The organism is Actinomycetota bacterium (assembly GCA_041658625.1).
Classification (GTDB): Bacteria; Actinomycetota; JAHEXW01; order JAHEXW01; family JAHEXW01; genus JBAZZW01.
Window position 1 is genome coordinate 947651 of the sequence record JBAZZW010000001.1, and the last position, 20927, is coordinate 968577.

Genomic DNA, 20927 nt, shown 5'->3' on the forward strand with positions numbered 1-20927 from the left:
ATGGTGAGACCTTTTGGTACAACTGGCTAGGACGAGGCCGATCAAGTTCATAGGATTACTGTTGGGCCTGCTGGCCGTCTATCTTGTCAGCGGCACGGACATGTTCTCGCGGTCCGCCAAGGGCGAAGCGGCGGCCGGCGCCGTTCAGTATGTGCACGTTGACGCGCCGACGACCGTCTATTTGAACAAGCAGTTCAACGCGAAGATTGCCTTGATCGACCAGCAAGGGAACCCCGTCGCCGGCCGTGCTTACGGCAACTCCGGCGGCCAGTTCGACATACCTAGCGACGGTTTGAAACTGGAAGGCGGCGGCAACGCCAGGCTCTCCGTTGATAAAGCGGCGGTCAAAGAGATTCTGAACAGTGGCGGCCAAGGCACCGGCGTTTACGTCGTGCCGGTAACGGTCCTGGGCTGGGTAGACAACCAACCGGGCAATACCTATACGATGGAGGCCGATTACCACGGGTCGGCGAACACGGATAACGCGGCCGCGGCTTCCTACATTCTGCGTTCTACGACAACAGTCAACGCGGAAGTTCCGGCCAAACCGGGCATCGTGAAATATATGCCGACCGAAACAAACGTCTTGACGTTAAAAGCGCCGGAGTCCAAACCGGGCGGCGCTACGGCTGAGCCGGTCAACAACGTCGTAACCTTTAGGGTGAAGCTAGTCGGTCAGGCGCGCGATTCCTTGACGAATTCACGCCGGATTTCCGGCCAGGGCGAAGAGGCGACGGTCGCCAAGTGGTTGACGCCGAAGGTCAGCGACAACACCGGGGCGACGTTGGACGCGTCAGTTAAGTCGGTCAAGGAAGTCAAAAAGCAAGTCATCCTCAAGCGGGGCAAGAAAGCCGAATTCGCTACCGCTAACTACGAGATCCAGGTCAACATCAGGACAACGCCTGAGCTGGCCGGGCGTCGAGCTGTCGTCGAGCTGCCGTTCCAGGACAAAGGGCTCACCCATATCGCCAGCGCGGTCGTCAACTTCGCCTCGGCCGGATCGGAAGACAAGGCTCCGGCCAATATTTTCCTAGCCAATCCATATCTGGTTGAGAATCCCAAGACGCCGCAAGTCGATCCGATGTCCATAATGTTCTGGGGCATCGACGGTGCCGGTCTGTACGTCGAGTTCGATGATCAAGTCGATTATCCTACAGCCGGCAACGCCATGATCAGCTTAGCGGGCAATCACACCGTCATAAACGGAGTTCGTCTTGAAACCTTGATCGCTGACCCGGATCTTATCAACATCAAGGCGGCGGAATGGTTCCGAGGAGCGATCGGGGCCGATGGTTCCGGCACCGCCATGTCGGCCAAGGACGGGGTGTTTAACTCGGATACGGAGTATGTTACTTACTTCTTAAGCAGCGCGACCATCCGCGCTTTGACGGAAGACCTGTACGTATACTATGTGCACGGACAGAACGCGTTAAACAACTGGGGACATGGCACCGAATTCGGCAACGTCAACCAGAACGTGGACACGACCATTCCGACGTGCGACGTGACTAAGCCCATAGCCAATGAATATTGCGCCAACAATAACTACCGGGTGGAAGGCGACTCCAACGCCACTACGGGCGCGGGTCACCCGACCAGTATGAACAGCGTCGCTATTTTCGAGGAGGGAACGGGCGATTACACAGAAGTCGCTTTCAATGATTCAGGCCGCGGCGGCGTTAACTATTCAAAGTGGTACGCGACTTGGGATACGACTTTCTCCGCCGGTCAGTCCTATAGCTTCCGGGGACGGGCTTTAGACAGCGCCGGCAATCTGAGCGCGGTTTCAACGGTTCCGGTCTACGTCGACAACACCAAACCGAGGACGAATTATTCCAGCCCGGCGGTTCCGGTCGGCTGGAATAACGGGGCGACTTCTTCGGTCAGTCTGACCGGTGACGCCTACGACGTAGCCGCGCCGGTCACTGGTGTCAAACTGTTTGACCATTACGTTTTGGAATGGGCGAGCGGGCATAAGCTCTTCGGCGACGAGACCGGTTGGAACACCACGAGACTGACCTTCGCGACCGGTCACGCCGGCGGAACCGGCGAGGTAACCGCCGGGGCTTTGGGCGCTTGGGATATCTCGGCTTTAGCGGAAGGCGACTATACGCTCCGCTTGACGTCCATAGACAAAGCCGGCAACAGAAACCTCGACTTCTCGTCGTATCCGACAGCCGATCAAGCGTCAAATATGAACCGCATCTTTGTCCACGTGGACAACACGCCGCCGACGGTCGGCATCGACAGCCCCATCGGAGGTTGGTACGCCAAGACCATCTGGGGGACCGCCGCCGATGGTTCATCAGGACTCACCAAGGTTGAGACCCTGGTTCAACGGTTGGACACCAACAACTACTGGAACGGCACCGCCTGGGTGGCTACCCAGCCGACGACCTGGCCGCAGGCTACGACTATCGCCGGCACGGGAACCCTAACAGCCGCCGCCGGTACGATCCTCAGGATAAACTGCGTGATCAAGGCCGGCACTACCTGCCTGAGCATGACAGATCGAAACGCGATCGGAGGCACCTGGACCGGTCTTGGACCTTACACGCTGACCGCCGACCGGACACTGACCGCCGATATCACCTTGTCGAGCACGGCGACCATCGCCGGCGGTTCTTTACTAAAGACTACTTCGGTTATCAAGACCGGTTCGACTTGCACAAGCCAGTTTGACAGGAACGCCATCGGAGGCACGTGGACGGGATCGACCTTGTCGGCCGACAGGACGATAGGGGCGCTGCCTTCGCCGGTGGGGGACACGTACCTTCATCTTCCGCTGACAATGAACTGGGAATATACTGTTCCGGACGCGGCGGCGCTGCCTCGCAACACCAACATAACGGTGCGCGCCAGATCGTTCGACGCGGTTAAACCGACGGGGCAGGAAAGCGCGTGGGCGACCGTCAGCGGCCTATTCGATCCGGATAAGCCAACCTCTTCCGTGACCCAGACGCCGAACGGAATGAACAGCTGGTTCATGGGGTCGGCGCCTTCCTTATCCATAACGGCGACAGATACATCGCCCGGTTCCGGCATGAACGGCGGCGCCGTAAGGTACGTCTGGACGACGACATCGGTCGGGACGGTCCCTGCCTACAACACGACGCAGTTGTCCTATGGAGCGAGTCCGGTTAATATCAACGCGCCGACCGGCAGCGCCGACGGCAACGGCGTTTTTGCCACCGGAACGACCCAGCCGATGCCGAACGGCCGGTACCGTCTATGGTACTACGCCAAGGATGTCGCCAAGAACACGGAGACATGGCATTATACCGATATTAAGGTCGACGCTCAGGGACCCCCGGTCCCCGGGATGACGCCCGAATCTACCTATACCCACGGCACGACGAATACCGTTTACGGGCCTTTGGTTACCGACAATAACCAGGACAACGCCGCCTGTACCTACCAGGTTCAGCGGGCGACGGACGCCGGCTTTACAATCGGCCTCATAACGATTCCTTGGTTCTACAATTCGACGTATCTCGGAAACCCGTATTACTACAACGCTTTCTACAATTTGTTCACCAACATGGTTGACAATCAGATTTACTACTATCGCGCGCAGAGCAGGGATTACGCCGGAAATATTTCAGCCTGGGGCGTGTCGGTCAACTCCCGACAGGATAACGCCGCTCCGGTTATCAATCAGAACAGCGGTACCGTCGCGCCAAAAACCTGGTATAACACCATTATTCCGGTCCAGATTTGGCTGACCGACAGCGCGTCCGGCCCGCGCGGTTTCCGCTGGGCCTGGGAAGGCGATCCCGCCAGCAACTGGGAAACCATGTCCGTCAGCGGCGGGACCACCGGCACAACTCAGATTCCCGGCGTAGGCAAGCGCGTCCTCTACGTGCGCGGTTACGACAACATGTATACGAACAACCACCAGGGCTATCTGGAACCGTATATATTGCGTAGCGGCACCCTACTAAAGACCGGGACGACCATTTTAAGTGCGAATGACAGAAACAGGCTGGGCGGAACCTGGACCGGCGCCGGACCGTACACGCTGGCAGCGGACCTAACCGTCGCGGTCAACACGAATATCGAGAGCGTCGTCAATTTCGCGGCCGGCTCGGTCATAAAGGCCAGCCAGCTCCTCAGGCTTGGGTCAGAGAGCGATAACGCGGCCGACGTCACCGCCTTGGGTGGGTCATGGAGCACCGCCAGTCCTTACGCTCTGCTGGGCGATCGCACCAACGTCGCCGACCGAACTCTGGTCGGAAAATTATCGCAACCGACCGCCCATCACTCGTTTACCGACACTTCGCTGGAGTTCTGGTACGACCCGTATCCGCCGTATAACTGGCAGAGCTTCAGCTATCCGGCGACTTACGACGGCTGGGCCCAGACCCAGACGCCGAGCTGCACCATAACCATTCAAGACGACATCGCGGTGCCTAGCGCTATATCAGGGTTGCAGGTCACGGCGGCGAAATACGCTTACTCAACAAACGGCGGCACCAACTGGAGCGCCTGGCTGGCGGCCGGCTGCACGGGCAGTAACGGCAGCCAGAACGTGGAAACGATTACGGCCGCCAATATTCCGTTCAACCAGGATTCTCCGACTTTGAATAAGGTAAAGTTCCAGATAGCGGACGTGGCCGGCAGCGTCGTCGAGAGCGCGGCCTACACGGTCAAGGTCGACGGGACGCCGCCGACGGTCACGGCAACGGTGCCGGGCAACGATCCGAACCCGAATACCCCGGCTCCTTTGGTTCCGCCGAATACGCCGCTCCGCGCGACATTCAGCGACGACATGCTGGTCTCGACCGTCACGAACGTCAGCAACTTCACCCTGGAAATGGCCGATCCCGGTTTGACGAACTGGTCGAGCGTGAGCCTGTTGTCGGCGACGTACGATACCGGTACCAAGACCGCGAACGTAATACCGACAACCAACCTGGCGCCGACCAAGAAGTACCGGATGACGGTTACCACAGGCGTACTGGATAAAGCCGGCAACGCCATGACTTCGTCTTATGTATGGTATTTCTATGTAAGCGACGTCCGTTCGCAGATAGACATGCCCACCGCCAACAGCAAGGTATACGACAATCTGCCTATCCACGGTCTGGCCGACGGCGCCGACGCCAAGTTCTACAAACTGCAATACGGGTCGGGCTCGTCGCCCGGCATCTGGACCACGATCGGCGGCAACGAAAACGGAGCGGCCGCGCCTGTAACCGACGGTATCTTCATGCAGACTGACTGGTCGGATGGTCTTAGCGGCGGCGCTAATCCCGAGGTAACAACAGGCACCGACACCTATAAGAAATATTTCTCAGGCGCGAACATAGACACGACGACGGCACCGGGTTCCGTCCGCATCCGCCAGAACGAAAACGCGGGACCGTGGTATGACAAGGACTGGGCGGCCAGAAAAAAGATAACGATAACAAATAGGAACACGGGCTGGAACGGAGGTTGGCTGTCTAACTACCAGGTTAAGCTGACTGTACCGTGGACCGCGGATATGAAGACGGACTTCTCCGATCTGCGATTCACGACGGCGAATAAGTTTACGTTGATCGATTACTGGATCGAGAGCTACACGGCGAGCGTGTCGGCTACCGTTTGGGTCGAAGTGCCCAGTATCGCCGCGGTGAATCCGACCTATATATACTTGTATTACGGCAACGCGGCCGCCGCATCGGCCAGTAGTGTCGCCAACACGTTCCTGAACAACCAGATTTACCTTAAGACCTTCGGTACGCCGACGTTCTCTCCTTATAGACCGGCCAACCATACTGAATTCGACAATTTCTTCCCGTACTTGAATCAGAACGGATACGGGATCTTCGGCAGCGGCTATGTCGACCGCGTCGACCAAACGACAAACCCCTACGGAGGCAGCGCCAACTACACATCGCAGTATAAGTTCATGTTCGTACCGGCGATAGGCGGCAACTACAAATGGGGCACCAACTCCGACGCGGCTTCCGAGGTCTTGAAGAACACCGAGGACGCAGATATGCACACCACCTTGATCGGCTGGTACGGAAATCACGGGCAAGCGACCCAGATCGACGACCACTCCGCCTTCTACGCGTTGACGGCGAATACGCCGGTCTGGTTGGAATATCGTCAGAACAACGCGGCCAGTCCGCAGCTTGCCCAGATGGGCATTATGGTGCCGGGGCAGGCCTGGAAGGTCGTCAACACGACTAACTTCCCGGGGCAGTTGTTCGCGCGGAATTACGCTCCGGTTGAGCCGACGGCGACCATCGCCGACGACAATCCGTTTGAGACGACCGCCAGCTTGACGTCATCCGTCTTCGATTCGGGTACGAGCTCGACGACCTGGGGTATGATGGCTTGGGGCGAAACCTTGCCGGCCGGCACCGACGTCACGGTTCAAATAAGAACCGGTTCCGATACGACTCCGGATGACGGCGGATGGTCTGACTGGAGTTATCCGCGTAGCGTAAATTGGGGCGATATCATACCGAGCGGATTGTCGCCGAACCGTTATATTCAGTACCGTTTCAACCTGTATTCGGATTCGACCGGCACCAGAACACCGAGCATAAGCGATATATGGATATACGACGACGAGCTCATTAAATGGAATACGTCCGGGGTCAGCGATGGATTATATACGATACGCCTCTTGACAAGCATATCGAACGACCCCGATCTGGGCGTCAGATGGTCAACTGATAACGTTCTGGAATCGCGGGTGACGGTGACCGTGGAGAATACGACGAAACCGACTTCCGTTATCACCTATCCGGCCAACGGCGCTTACGTAAAAGCGGCCAACAGTATTTCAGGAACCGCTGCCGACACCTTCCCCGGCATAGGCGCGGTCGACCTAAGGATCAAACGAGGAACGACCGACTACTGGAACGGCTCCGGCTGGACGACGAACTCCAACACCTGGGTAACCACCGTCAGCCGCGGCAGCGAGACGTCAACCTGGACTTATAACGCCGGCGGTTCGATGAACATATTCGCCGCCGGATCGACTTATACGATCGAATCCCGGGCCACCGACAAGGCCGGCGCCGTGGAGAACACGCCTTATGGCAGTATCACGGTGACGGGTGACAACGAAGCCCCGGCCGCCGCCGTCGCGTTCCCTCAAACGCCTGAGCCGAATAACTTTATCGCCGCTCCGTTTATAGGCGTGACCGGAACAGCCACGGATACCAATTTCAAAGACCGCAAACTGGAATTCCAGAAGAACGGCGATCTCGGTTGGACACAGATAGGATCGACCCGTACGTCGCAACCCAGCAATCCCTCACGGACCTGGACGCAGACGACCGACGCCGAATTCAACGCGGGTGGCACGTCCGGCGCGACTGTCGGGAATGATAGCGTTAAGATTACGCGTCAGGTGCCGACCAGCAATTATCCGGCTCTGGTTACGCAAGAAGGCGGCAGCGCAACGACCCCGACATTCACCGCGGCCGGCAATATGACGCCGGGCGCCGGCGTCGTCGCATCCGACGGCAAATACGTTTATGTCAAACGATATAGCACCTATGACGGCGCGGTGGTGTTCAACAAGATCGGAACCGGGTACGGCGGCACGACCGCCGGCACCAACTACGGTGAATTGCCCGGCGGGATCGAGCCGAATACGATCACCGCTTTTTATCTCGACGGATATGTCTATAACGGCCTGACCAACGACGGAACGATGATCCAGCGTCAGAACGTTCAGGAAGGCAACTCGGATTACGGCAAGATCGACCAGATCGGGTTGGGTTCAGGGCGAGCGGCTCTGCCGTTGGGCGCCGGTAACGCCTGGGATAGCAAGGGTATCGTCGGCGGCGCGATCATCAAGGACGGCGCGACCTACAAGATGTGGTACTCGGGTAACGACGGAGTAAGCTGGCGGATCGGCTACGCGATTTCCTCTGACGGCATAACCTGGGAAAAATCACCGGCCAACCCTGTCTTCAACCTCGGTTTAGGCGGCTCCTGGGACAGCCTGCACGTCGCCTATCCGACTGTCACGAAAGACGGCGCGACCTACAAGATGTGGTATTCGGGCCACGACGGTTATAGGTGGAAGACCGGCTACGCGACCTCGACCGACGGCGTAACTTGGACGCGCCACGCGGCCAATCCCGTGCTAACAATCGGAACGACGGGCGATCCGGACAGCAGCCACGCCAGTCTGCCGACGGTTCTTATCGAAGGACCGACTGATTACAAAATGTGGTACTCGGGTCATAACGGCACCTACTGGAGCATCTGTTACGCGACCTCGACCGACGGCGTCTCCTGGACAAAACAAGGCCGGGTTATGGACAAACAAGGAACCGGTTTCGAGCAATCACACGTTTACATCCCGACCGTCTTGAAAGACGGCTCGACTTACAAGATGTGGTACACGGGCCATGACGGCACGCATACGACGATCGGTTACGCGACGTCCGCCAATGCGACCATCTGGGGCGGCCGTACTCAGGTCCTGAACTATCCCGGCGGGGGCGCCTGGGACAATTATCACGCCTATGCTCCCAGTGTAATCAGGGAAAGCGCGACCGACTATAAACTTTGGTATTCAGGTAATGACGGTTATAGATGGAACGGCATCGGCTTCGCCACGTCAACCAACGGTACCACCTGGACCAAGACTTCGATCTGCCAGGCGACCAACGAGAAACTCGTCTCCCGGTCGGCGGGCACGGACTTAACAACCTGGACAACCGACTTCCTGGTGACGACCGACGGCCGCTACGTCTACAGTATCGGCCGCTCCGGGACGAACTGGCGCGTCAAAACATTTGACCCGCGCGACGGCTGGAAGAAGATCGGTGACTTCACGACGGCACTGGAAGAAGGGATGTCTTCATACGACACGATCGGCTTGGTTGCCGACGGCTGTTATCTGTACGCCGTGGAGTGGGCAGGCGAAGGCAATTGGAGTTCGCCGCGCGGCTACGGGCTTTACGGCTACGACACGGCCAGGGTGACGCGCATCGGCACCGGCTTTAACGGCACGTCAGCTGGCGAAGTCTTGAACCAGTGGTACATAAACCAATCGATGTATATGGTGACCGGCCAGTACGATCCGGTCAACCAGAAGGTCTGGATGGGCAGCCTAAAGACCGGCGCGATGGTCTTTAGATATAACGCGGCCAGCTCGTTCGGCACAGCCGGCACATTCACCTCGGGCGTCTTCGACGCCGGTTCAAACGTAAATTGGGATACGCTGGCCAGGACGTTCTCGGGCAGCGGCAGTATCGTCATCAACACCAGGACCGGCACGACCAGAACCTACAGTCCGGACACGTGGAGCTCGTGGCAGGCGGTTACCGGGGCCGGCCCGAACTACACCATTCAGAGCCCGGACGGCCGGAGGTACATCCAGTATCAGGTTGTCTTTACCGGACCCGGCGGGACTACGGCGCCTTCGTTAGACGACATCTCGGTCACTTACAGCGGGGGCGGCGATCTCTTGGAAACTTGGCCGATAACAGGCCTGTCCGACGGCCAGTACAGGCTGAGGCTGACGGTTACGGACAACGCCGGCAACGTAAGCGTAGCGACGTCCGATCCGGTCTATATCGACACACAGTATCCGGTGGCGGCGCTGAACAACCTGTTGAACCTGGACGGGAACGACACCGGGTTCATAGCGGGCAATAACGTCGACCTCGTCGGCACGGCGACGGACACCAATATGATGAGCTGGGTTATCGAGCAGAAGCGGGACGACGCGGGCACGTGGACGACGCTTAAAGCAAGCGACGCGAGCGACATAACCGGGACCGCCAACTCGACCGGCGATTTCGGCAAGAACTGGAATACCTTCTCCCTGGTAGCCGACAATACAAGGGATGCCCACGCCTTTTCGGTGCGGGTCCGCGTCACCGACAAAGCCGGCAACACGACTCTGTCCACGCCGGAGAAACTGATATATATCGACAACAAGGCGCCGACGATCACCTCGACGGTCCCCGCCACGGGAGCGACCAACGTCAATCCTTCGGTGACCGTCACCGCTTACTTCGACGGATTCCTATACGCGCCGACCGTCGTCGATCCGAACTTCTATCTGACGCCGTCGGCCGCTCATTCACTGGTTTATCAGGACCAGGGCGCGGCGACTTACGCGACCTTCATCCCGACGTTGCCGCTTAGCCGTAACACCATCTACACCGGCACACTAACCACCGCTATCAAGAGCCGAGCGGGCAAACCGATGGCCGCCAACTACAACTGGAACTTCACGACCTCGAATGTCGAGGCGAAAGTCTATCAGCCGGCGGTCAATACCCATATTTCGGGAACCTGTCCGGTCATGGGCTTGGCCGACGGGGCGACCTTCGGCGGCTATCATCTGGAGTACGCAGCCGGCCGGCACGACGAGTTGTACGGCGGTCCGTGGACGCAAATCGGTTCAAATCAGGCGGGCACCGTGTCGAGCCAGAAAAACACCCAAACGGATTGGAGCGGTACACAAAACATCGGCACGGTCCCGTTCGCCACTACGACAACGCAATGGAACTTGAAAGACGCCAATGTCTATACGTATTCCTCAAGCGGTGGCTACGCGCAGCTAGGGAACAGCAATATCAAATGGCTGGCGCCCGCCTGGAGCACGCGCAAACCGATCACCGTAGCGAATACCGGCGCCGCGCAAACGAATTTCCAGGTTCAGATGACCGTGGTCAACACGAGCCCGATGAAGGCCGATTATTCGGACCTGAGGTTTACCGACAGCGAAGGGCAGACTCAGCTTAATTACTGGATCGAGGCGACGCGCACGTCACCGACGGCGCAAGCGACGGTCTGGGTAAAAATCCCGAACGTTCCGAACGGCGGCAAGACGATTTATATGTACTACGGTAACGCGGGCGCGGCCACGGCCCAAAATCCCGAAGGCGTTTTTGAACTGTTCGACGACTTTACAGGACCGACGACGACCCTCCTGTCTTATGCCGACGCTACGCACGTTACAGTGGCCGACGCGGTCAAGGCCCAAATATCGGCCGGCGACTGGCTGCTATTCGACTCGGAAGGTTGGCCGCACGCTCCGCAGTCCGTTAAGGTGCAGTCGGTAACCGATAACGCGGTCGTGCTTGTGGCGCCGGGCTTGAGCGTCGCTCACGCTTCGGGTTGTACGGTTGTCAATCCGTCCAAGATCGACCTCAACAAGTGGAGCCTGGGCGGAACGCAAGGCTTCCTGCAAGCAGGCCAGAAGAGTCTCTTGAAAGAGGTTTCGACGTCCGGCCGAATGCAGTCGGTTCAGAGTTTCAACTATCCGATCGTCGTTAATAACAAAACCAAGGTAACCTACGGCCCGCCGAACGGGCTCATGTTGAACGGGTTTTATTCGTCCACCTCAAACGGTTTCGGCTTGATGTTCTACACCTCCTATGACGTCAACGCGGTCCCGAACACAAGAAGTTCAGCCCAGTATTACTGGAACGACGGCACCTGGATCAGCCTGGGCGGCATATTATCAGAAGACACCTGGTACAAAACGTCTATCGAAGGACGCAGCCAGTTCCGGTTGAAATACTATATGTACAGTTTGGCCGACCCGACCGCGCCGACAACGGTGCGCAGCGAAGTCATCACCAACGCGACGGCCGGGGAGAAGGTAACGCTTGGCACCAGGTACGATAACTCGTCCGCTACAGAGCCTATGTCCGCCAGCTGGGATTGGGTATACGTCAACAAATACGCGACCACGCCGCCGACAGCGTCGTTCGGCACAGCCGAGAGCTATCAATCGACGGGTACGCTAACATCCGTCGTGTTTGACGGGGGCGCGGCGACCAACTGGCAGATGCTGTCATGGACCGAGAACGTGCCGAAAGGCGCCAACATAACCTTGCAGACGCGCGCCGGCGACGTAGCTACGCCCGACGGCACCTGGACGGCCTGGAGTTCGGCCAGCAATTATAACGGCGGAACTATCATTCCGGCCGGCCAGCAAGGCAAGCGTTACATACAATACAGGACCAACTTCTACGGGAACGGCGCGACGTTGCTGGACGTTACCATCTGGCACACGCCGCTGCTCACCTGGGACACCACGGGGATAAGCGACGGACTATATACCCTGCGGCTTTCGGTTACCGATACGCCCGGCGACTATAGCGACGCGCGGACGCAACGAAAGGCCGTTGTCGTCAGCGTAGACAACGCCGCGCCGACGGTCACGATCGACGATCCGGCGGCTAACGCCTATATCACGAATATGAGGACGGTTAAGGGAACGGCGACCGACAGCCGGTCCTCGGTCGGCAAACTCGAGACACAGATAGACGCGGGCAACTGGCAGATCGCGGTCGGCAGCAGCCGGACGGGCGAAGAGGGCTCGTGGCGCGAGACGACCATGGTCGACGGGTGCGAGAACGCCAAGACCTATGACGGATTCTCCGGTTGGAACGGGAACCCCGTCAGCGTCAACTCGACAACATATCTCGAAGGCTCCGGAGCCATGAACCTGATGAAAACAAACACGACCGTGAGCGACGTGCCCTATGAGCTGATTCTGCCGGCCTCGCTTAATCTGACCAACAAATACCTGAGTCTGTGGCTATATGTCCGGGACGCGGCCGCGATGGCCAAGGCGTCGCAGATACAATTCTGGGCGTTGGACGTCAACAATGCCTGGAGCAACTATCGCAATTACGCCCCGTCCAGCCTATCGGTCGGCTGGAACTTGCTGATATTAGACGTCAGTAACGCGCCGAGCTGGTGGAATAATCCCAATCCGGGAGCCAGACCCGACGTCAGCGCCGTCAGGAAAATCAGGATTGATATCGACTCGGTGGCCAACGCCACAACATGGGGCGCCGGCGAGTTTGTCGTGGACCGTTGGGCGATGTCGCCGCAGGCCCCGAGCGCAGCGTTGTATACAGGCGCCTGGACGACCGCGACGGGGATCGAGCCTTCCGACGGATCACTTAAGTATTCCTCGACGCCGAACGACTCAGTTACTTTCAGTTTCACCGGAACCTCGGTCAACCTGATCGGCACGAGAGGGCCGAACCGCGGCGTCGCCAGCGTCTCGATAGACGGCGGCGCGGCTGTGACTGTAGACATGTACGCGGCCTCCGAAACCTACCAGCAGATCGTATTCACCCAGACGGACCTTACCGTCGCCAGCCACACGATGACGGTTACAGTTCAGGGCACGACCAATCCCGCCTCGACCGGGAAGCGGATCGATATCGACGGTTTCGACGTCGGCGGGACCATCAACTGGAGTTACGATTGGGTCACCAACGGTTTGGGCGATACGCCACATACATTTAAAGCGCGAGCGACAGACCGGGCTGGTAAGCTAAGCGCCGAAGGCACAAAAACCTATAATACCGACAACACCGATCCGACGACCGCCATTTCCAGCCCTGTCGCGAGCGGCGCTTTTACGAGCGATCAGCTGGTCAACGGGACATCGAACGATACCAACTTCGACCATTATGTCTTGGACTACAGCTACGGCGCCGGTGCCGAGGACTGGCTGCCGGTTTACTCGGGGACAAGCGCGGTCGTGGCCGGCAATCTGGGCACCTGGACCGCGCCGACCCAAACGCCGTTGTACGACTGGCAAACGGACGGCGACTCCGAGAACTGGACGCCACAGCAACAAATTACCAACGTCAAGGTAAACAACAGCATACTTAGCGGGCAGACCAGCGGCACCGACGGCTTTATCAAGACTCCGGCCAAGCTGACGATCAACGGCAACGAGGTCAAGATCCTCAAACTTAGGATGAAGGTTTCCAACGCTTCAGGCATCGCCCGGCTCTACTGGAAGTACACCTTCCCGTACTACACGTCTTACACAACCGTTTCCGGCATCAATCTACCGCTTGGCGAGCAGGTGCCGCGAACACAGGAAAGCGAGTGGGGCGTCGCGACCGGTTCCGGCCCATCCTATTTCGGATCTGAATCTCGCCGTCAAGTAAACTGGCCGCTTCAATACGCCGGCCAGTGGGTTGAATATCGGATAAACATGGGGACCGGCCAGATATATGCCAAACCGGACGGCGGTTCGGAGACGTTGATACAAGACTACAGCTTATTTTGGCCGACGACCGGGTTCTGGGCCGGCACGATTTACCAGCTAAGGTTCGATCCGACGGAGACCTCGGGCGTCGATTTCGATATTGATTATCTGTCTGTGCAGGGAGCCGACGGCAATTACTCAATCAGGGCCAAAACGTTCGACCGCGTAGGGCGGAGCAGCACAACGTCCGTCTACCCGGTTATGATCGACCGCAATAACCCGGCTTGTTCGGTAACCTACCCGGTTAACATGAGCTTCTTGACAGGCAGCGTGATCACCGTTCAAGGAACGGCCGTCGATGACCTGGTCAACGGCGTCGCTAGCGGCATCGACAGGGTTGAAGTGCGCGTCATCCAGAACGTGGACAGCTTTACACCGACCATCGGCCCGTGGCAGCCGGTGACCGTATCCAATACTCCGACCATCGTCGCCGGTTCGACAATCAGGTTAGGCACGATAATGAGGGTCGGAACGACCTGCACCAACATAAACGACGCGAACGCGTGGGCGGGCAGCAGCTGGACGGGCACCGGACCATACGCTCTGGCGGCGGATTACACCACTACGGCCAATAGGGTACTGACCGGGACATTGTCGCTATCGGGCAGGTCGGTCTTGAAGGCGAACACGATACTCAAGCTCAATACCACCTGCACAAACCAGGGAGTTACCAACGTTGTCGGCGGCACCTGGACAGGTAACGGGCCTTATACATTGTCGGCGGACCGGACATTGACCGCCGATTTCGCTCTGCCGACCTGTTGGACCAAGGCTGAGACGTTGCCGGCCGGCTGGCACGGCATCCAGGCAAGGACATATGACAAAGCCGGCAATATGCAGGAATCCAACTACTCATACATGACGGTCGACAACGACCCGCCGCCATCACCGCGTGTCAGGGCGATGCCCGATAAGGGACGGGGCGGCATTCTCCTGTCCTGGACACCGGTTAAGGATCCGGGGAGCGGCGTCGACTACTATATCGTCTATCGCAATTCGAGCACGACGCCGGTGACCGACGGCGTCAAGTATCCGGACGGCGCGACCATTGTCGACGCCGAGCCTGATACGACGACAAAGAATATTGACGGCGTCGACCAGACCTTCCGGAAATTCCACGCCTGTAACGCGATCGACACCAATTTCACCGCCAACGCGTCGGTGCGTTACTACGTGCGGGCTGTTGATTATGCGGGCAACGTTTCCCCCGCCAGTACCATTTCAGTCGTCTACGACACGCAGCCGCCAACGACGCCGAGCGGTTTAACCGTATCAAGGGCGGGCGCGACGCTGTCGTCGCTTATTTCATGGATGCCGTCCACCGACAACCAGTCGATCGCCGAATACCGGATCTACCGAGCCACGGCGCCGGGCTTTGTGATTACGGCCGATAAGCTGATCGGTACAGCCTCGGTTACGGGCACCTTCTTTACGACGAAGTTCTATGATAAGGATTTAGTTGAAAACACCACCTACTACTACAAAGTCGTCGCTTACGATGATTCACTCAATCCGTCGAGCGAAAGCAACGAAGCGTCGGTCGCGATCGGCGTCAGACAAGATTTCTCGTCTGAACTGCCTCACTTAACCTTTACCAGTTCGGCACCCCAGTGCGGGCTTTGCCACCGGGCTCACGCCGGACTTGGCGAGAACCAAATAACCAAGCCGACTGAGGCGGACATGTGCTTTACCTGCCACGATGGCACCGGCTCCAATACGCCGACCAAAGCGGAATTCGATTACGCGCCGTCCGGCTTGCATCGCGTCAAAGACGACCTTTGGCCGAATGGAGCTCTGTCTTGCATCGACTGCCATAATCCGCACCTGAACACGGAGCATGCCTGGAATGATAACTTCGACGACGATATCAGGATCAGCAACGCCAATCCGCCGGACAGCTGGGCCTTCAACGGCGGCACGTGGTCCAGCACGGCTACGCCTACGCTAAAGGATCCGGGGACGGGAATCTCGCCGGCCGGTTCCATGGTCAGCCACAACGAACTGAGGCAGTCGGCGACCACCGGCAGCGCGTTCGCGCGCCGGCAGACGGGCATCAACATTCTAGGGAAGGGCGGTTACTTCGCAACGGAGGTTAAGTTCATCTCCGGTAACGAGGTATATCTTACGGCAGCGGGAGACGGGACCAACGCAAAGCGAGGGCTTACTCTAAGTATTGACAAGGCTAACGGAAAGCTCACCCTGCATAATGGCGCCGGCAAGACTTACGCCCAGACCAATATCTCGGTCAGCGACGGCGTCCAGTATCGCCTGCGGATGTCCATTGACGCGGACAGGCTGGTAAAAGGCAGCCTCTATCGTGTGGACAAGTCGCCTACGCCAGGGCCCGACGTATTTTCCGACACCAATATCGGACAAGCGGCTTCGATGGTCGAGGCGAGCGATTATATGGGTTCCTGGCTGGAAATCGGAACTACCAACGCCGCGGCTGATTTCGACATCGTCAAGGTCAATAACCCAGGCATGCTACAGACAAAATATAGAACCTTCTCCAAGAGCGGTAACGTGTCTCAATACTCGGTTCCCGACGACCGGGTGGAAAGCGAGGCCTTCTGTCTGTCCTGTCATGGCACAACCGCGGATTCGCCGGGCGGCAGTCACAACCAGTATTACTTCTCCGTCCACAACCAGTATATGGGCGGCATGAACGGACAGGTTATGGACGAAGACAGCCCGAGCTTAGTACGCGCCGACCCGGTTACTATCTCGCCTCGCTGGCAAGAGATCCGCGACAGGTGGAAGGAAATCAAGACGAACCCCCTCTATCAGGTAGGCAATGGCAAGTCGTTGGGTGATTTGTTGGCGGCGACGGACAACGGCTGCCTCTATTGTCACGGCTACCACGGCCAGCAGTTCTATAGCCGGAGCGGTGGCGGCGAGGAACAGATGTGTTACGAATGTCACGGCGGGATCGCCAACTATTCCCGAGACGGCTGGAATATCTCGCGGCAGTACAACGGTTATATCGAAGACAGTCACGGCGCTATCGACTACTTCGGCGTCTGGACGACTGTTCCCGGTACTCAATATGGTGGCGACAGCGTCACGCGTTACGACGGACCGTCGGCCAACTGGTATAACAGCGCCTGGACAAAGCGGCAGACTATAACCTTAACGAACACCGGGGCGGCGCTCAGCGACTATCAAGTCAAATTGACAATCCCATACGACTCCTCTATGAAAACGGATTTCTCGGACCTCTTGTTCACCGCGAGTGACGGTCTGACGGCCAGGCCTTTCTGGATCGAGAGTTATACGACCTCGCTGAGCGCGGTCGTCTATGTTCGGCTTCCCGCTGTCGGAACGAGTACGTCTATCTTAATGTATTCCGGCAATCCGTCAGCCGTGGCCGCATCCAACGGCGCGACGACATTCGACTTCTGGGACGACTTTAACGACGGGACGATCGATACAGGCAAATGGACCGAGGTCGACAACGCGAGCAACTATATCACGGAGAGCGGCGGAGTGCTTAATGTCAGCGGCGGTCCTACCAACTGGGGAACCATCGGCATGTATAGCGTAACTAATTTCGCGCGGCCGTTTGTTTTTGAGGTCAGATACAAGCACACGGGCAGCAACTACAACATGGTCGGCATTAAGGACACGGGCACCGGAGTGAGCTATACTAACCTGACCTACGCAGCCTATCCTGTCTATGATGGCGGCGGGAACAGGATGCAAGTATATGAGAAAGGCGCCTATACGACCGAGACCTTGTACGGTTTGGACGCCTCTAACTGGCAGAATCTGGGGTTCAAAGTGCGGACGACGTCAGGCGGCGTGTACCAGCAGTCCGTAACGCCGAACCAACCGTCAACGTATTATACGAGCTCGAACTATGGCGACAGCCCGCAAAAAATCGCGTTTACCAACTACAACCAGGCGTTCCAGCTGGATAACACGCGGGTTCGGAAGTACGCGGCGACGGAGCCGACTTATATCTTCGGACGGAAAGAGTTTGCCGGGGCCGCGACATATAACTTTGACAGCGACTTTACCAGCGTCTACGCAGTCACCGGGCCGGGCACGGGACAGATCGATATCTATATCGACGGCGTGTATCAGACACGCGTCAACCTGGCTAGTTTTGCCGCCGGCAATAGCACGCTTGTTTATAATAAAACGGGACTGACCCGCGGCACAAGGCACACCATGGATATTATCCCAGTCAGCGCCAGCGGTTCCATTCAGATTGACGCCGTCAAAGGCGGCGGCAGCAAACACGGCCTGACGCTTCTGGAAGCGACCATCAAGTGTACCAGCTGTCACGGCCAGCGGGCCATGACCGACCGGCACGCTTACGAGGGCTATCCAACGTCGATCATCACAAACCCGGCTAACATCAAACAATACTGGTCGGATCAAAGGACGCAGGGCAAGACCATCAACGACTACTGCAATGCCTGCCATAAGGAAGCCGACCGGAAGGGCCGGGTGCTTATTGAGATGCACACTTCATCCAAGGTCGTGCCATACACGGTCAGATATCCTCCGATGGTTACAACGCCCAGCGCCAACGGTTTCGACCGGACCGGCTATACTCTGGGCGACGCTTTCATCAACCAGGAGAACTATACCGGGGTGACCTACACGCCGTTGGCCAACTGGCAGCTTATTACGGACGACGCTTTCTACGGGAGCCAGGCCGCGACAAGCACGGCTGCTTTAGACCAAGTAGAATTCACCTTCCAAGGCAGTTCGGTTCAGTGGATTCCGGCCTATGGCCCAGAAGGCGGTATCGCCCAGATCTTTATCGACAGTCTGCCGATTACCGACGGCAATACTCAGCTGGCCGGGGATCCGGGCACCAATATGAGCGGCTGGAACTTAAACTATCCGGTCCAGCTGCGCGGCGACAGCGTACCCAACACCACGGCTTTGAGATACCAGAAGACGAGTCTTGACCCGGCTATGACGCACACAATGCGGATCGTCAACACCGGGACCACAACCGGGAATCCGGCGACCGACACCAATGTCTATGTGGATGCGTTCCAGTATACGGTGCCGCGAGTCGGCCACTTCCTGTATCTGGCTCCGGCGAAGACGACGACAATCACCGGCAAGACCGATTCGACTCACTTCACGGTCGCCGACGCGGCCGCGGGCGAGCTGGCCATAGGTGTCCAATTGACCGTCGATCCGAGCAACTCGCCGCACGCCACGCAGTACGTTACAGTCGTAAGTCTGGCCGGCAACAATGTCGAGGTCACGCCGGGCTTGAGCTCGAATCACGGCATCGGCTGCATTATCAGGACAAACAACTGCGCCGGGACGTGTCACGACGGTTTGCCTGAATATATCCGGAATTCGCAGGAAGGCCGCTCAAAGATTACCTGTACGACCTGTCACCATCCGCACGCGACCGACAATCCAAGACTGGTTCACCAGCACGAGGATTATAAAGATTCCATAGGAACGGTCCATAAGGGCGCTTGCTTGCACTGCCATGATGGATCAGTGACCAAGTAGCGAAGAGCAGAGAGCTAAGAGCCAAGAGCGAAGAGCAGAATGTGAAAGAACGAGAGACGGGGATAGTGAGATAATTAGTATGACGATTACAAGGAAAGGTATTACAAGGAAGGGTTTATGAGTCCGGAGAGAAAAAGGAAGCGTCTATATGATATAGTGACGGCGGGCGCGGCGGCGATCGTTTTCGCGCTATTCTTAAGCACGGGCGCCTCCGGCGTCGAATACCAGAACATTTACACCGATTATCAGAAGCAGTTTTCACATTTCGCGCCGGCGGGCAAGCACTCCGACACGGAGAGCTACATGTACGATCCGACTCTGGGCGGCACGGTCCAGGAGCAGCTGCAGAAGAACCTGGAACGCCGCCACGCCAACTGCAACGATTGTCACGATCCGCACTCGGCGACGCGGTCGACTTCTCCCCTGGGTTCGTACTTCGGCGCCGGCACCCAGGCCAACGTCAGCGGGGTTAAGGTCACCGTTTGGGATCCCAACCTGGCCGTTGACGCCGACGGCAACGGGGTTCTGAACGACGATAACAAGTTCGCCTTTGTCTCCTCGGTCGTCAAGGAATACGAGCTGTGCTTCAAGTGCCATACGCGCTACGCGTTTAATTTTGCCTTATACAAGCAGACCTACGGTTACGACGTCGCCTACAACTGGACGCAAAACAGATACTACCTGGCCGGCGACCCGGCTACGGATATCGTTGTGCCCGAAACCGACCTGGCGACGGAGTTCAATCCGATCAATCAGTCATATCACCCGGTTCTCGCCAAAGGACAGACACCGGGAACGTTTGACCTGAAATGGGCCGAGGATCCGCTGGTCCCCGGCAGCCATGTCGATTTTAACCAGACCTTTACGCCGGGCGTCAATGCCGACTCCCGCATCAAATGCACCGACTGCCACGCCAGCGACTCGACCACGGTCAAGGGGCCGCACGGCTCTGCCTATAAATACATCTTAAGGAAACGAGCCCCGACCGAGGAACCGATAATAACCCGGACTGGTTACGCGCTGGGTTCGATCATCTACAGTGGCGGTGCCGGTGGCGAGCCGGGCTACACTAAGCGGACATATAATATGACCTGGTATGTGCGGACGGAGGATCTTCTTTGCTATATCTGCCACGACCTGAAATATTACGGGCCAGGGCGCGGGCACCCGTCGCGGGGCAAGCACTGGACGAACTGCCAGTGGCACCGGCCCATCGCGCTGGACGAGGTCGGCTGCGCCAGCTGTAAGGTTACGCCCGTTCACGGCGCGCCCAACAACAAATATTTGATGAGACTTCTTCCCCGCGGCGACAACCCGGCCGACCTGAACTGGTGTTACAACTGCCACAACTTCATGCCGGGACAGGCCGGCTCGTACATCGGCGGCTACCCGTCCTGCCCGAGGTTCTACTCGACGGACGAGGACG

2 protein-coding genes are annotated in these 20927 nt (G+C 57.9%); both read left to right on the forward strand.

Going from position 1 to position 20927, the window contains the following annotated elements; translation table 11 throughout:
• The first annotated feature begins 13 nt into the window (after nt 1-13).
• Nucleotides 14-19501 carry a DUF2341 domain-containing protein gene (locus tag WC891_04835; GenBank protein MFA5867270.1) on the forward strand — a complete coding sequence of 6496 codons (19488 nt, stop codon included), beginning with the start codon at nt 14-16 and terminating at the stop codon, nt 19499-19501.
• Nucleotides 19502-19618: 117 nt separating this feature from the next.
• Nucleotides 19619-20927 (forward strand): hypothetical protein (locus tag WC891_04840; protein ID MFA5867271.1); only part of this gene is annotated, 1309 nt, incomplete at its 3' end.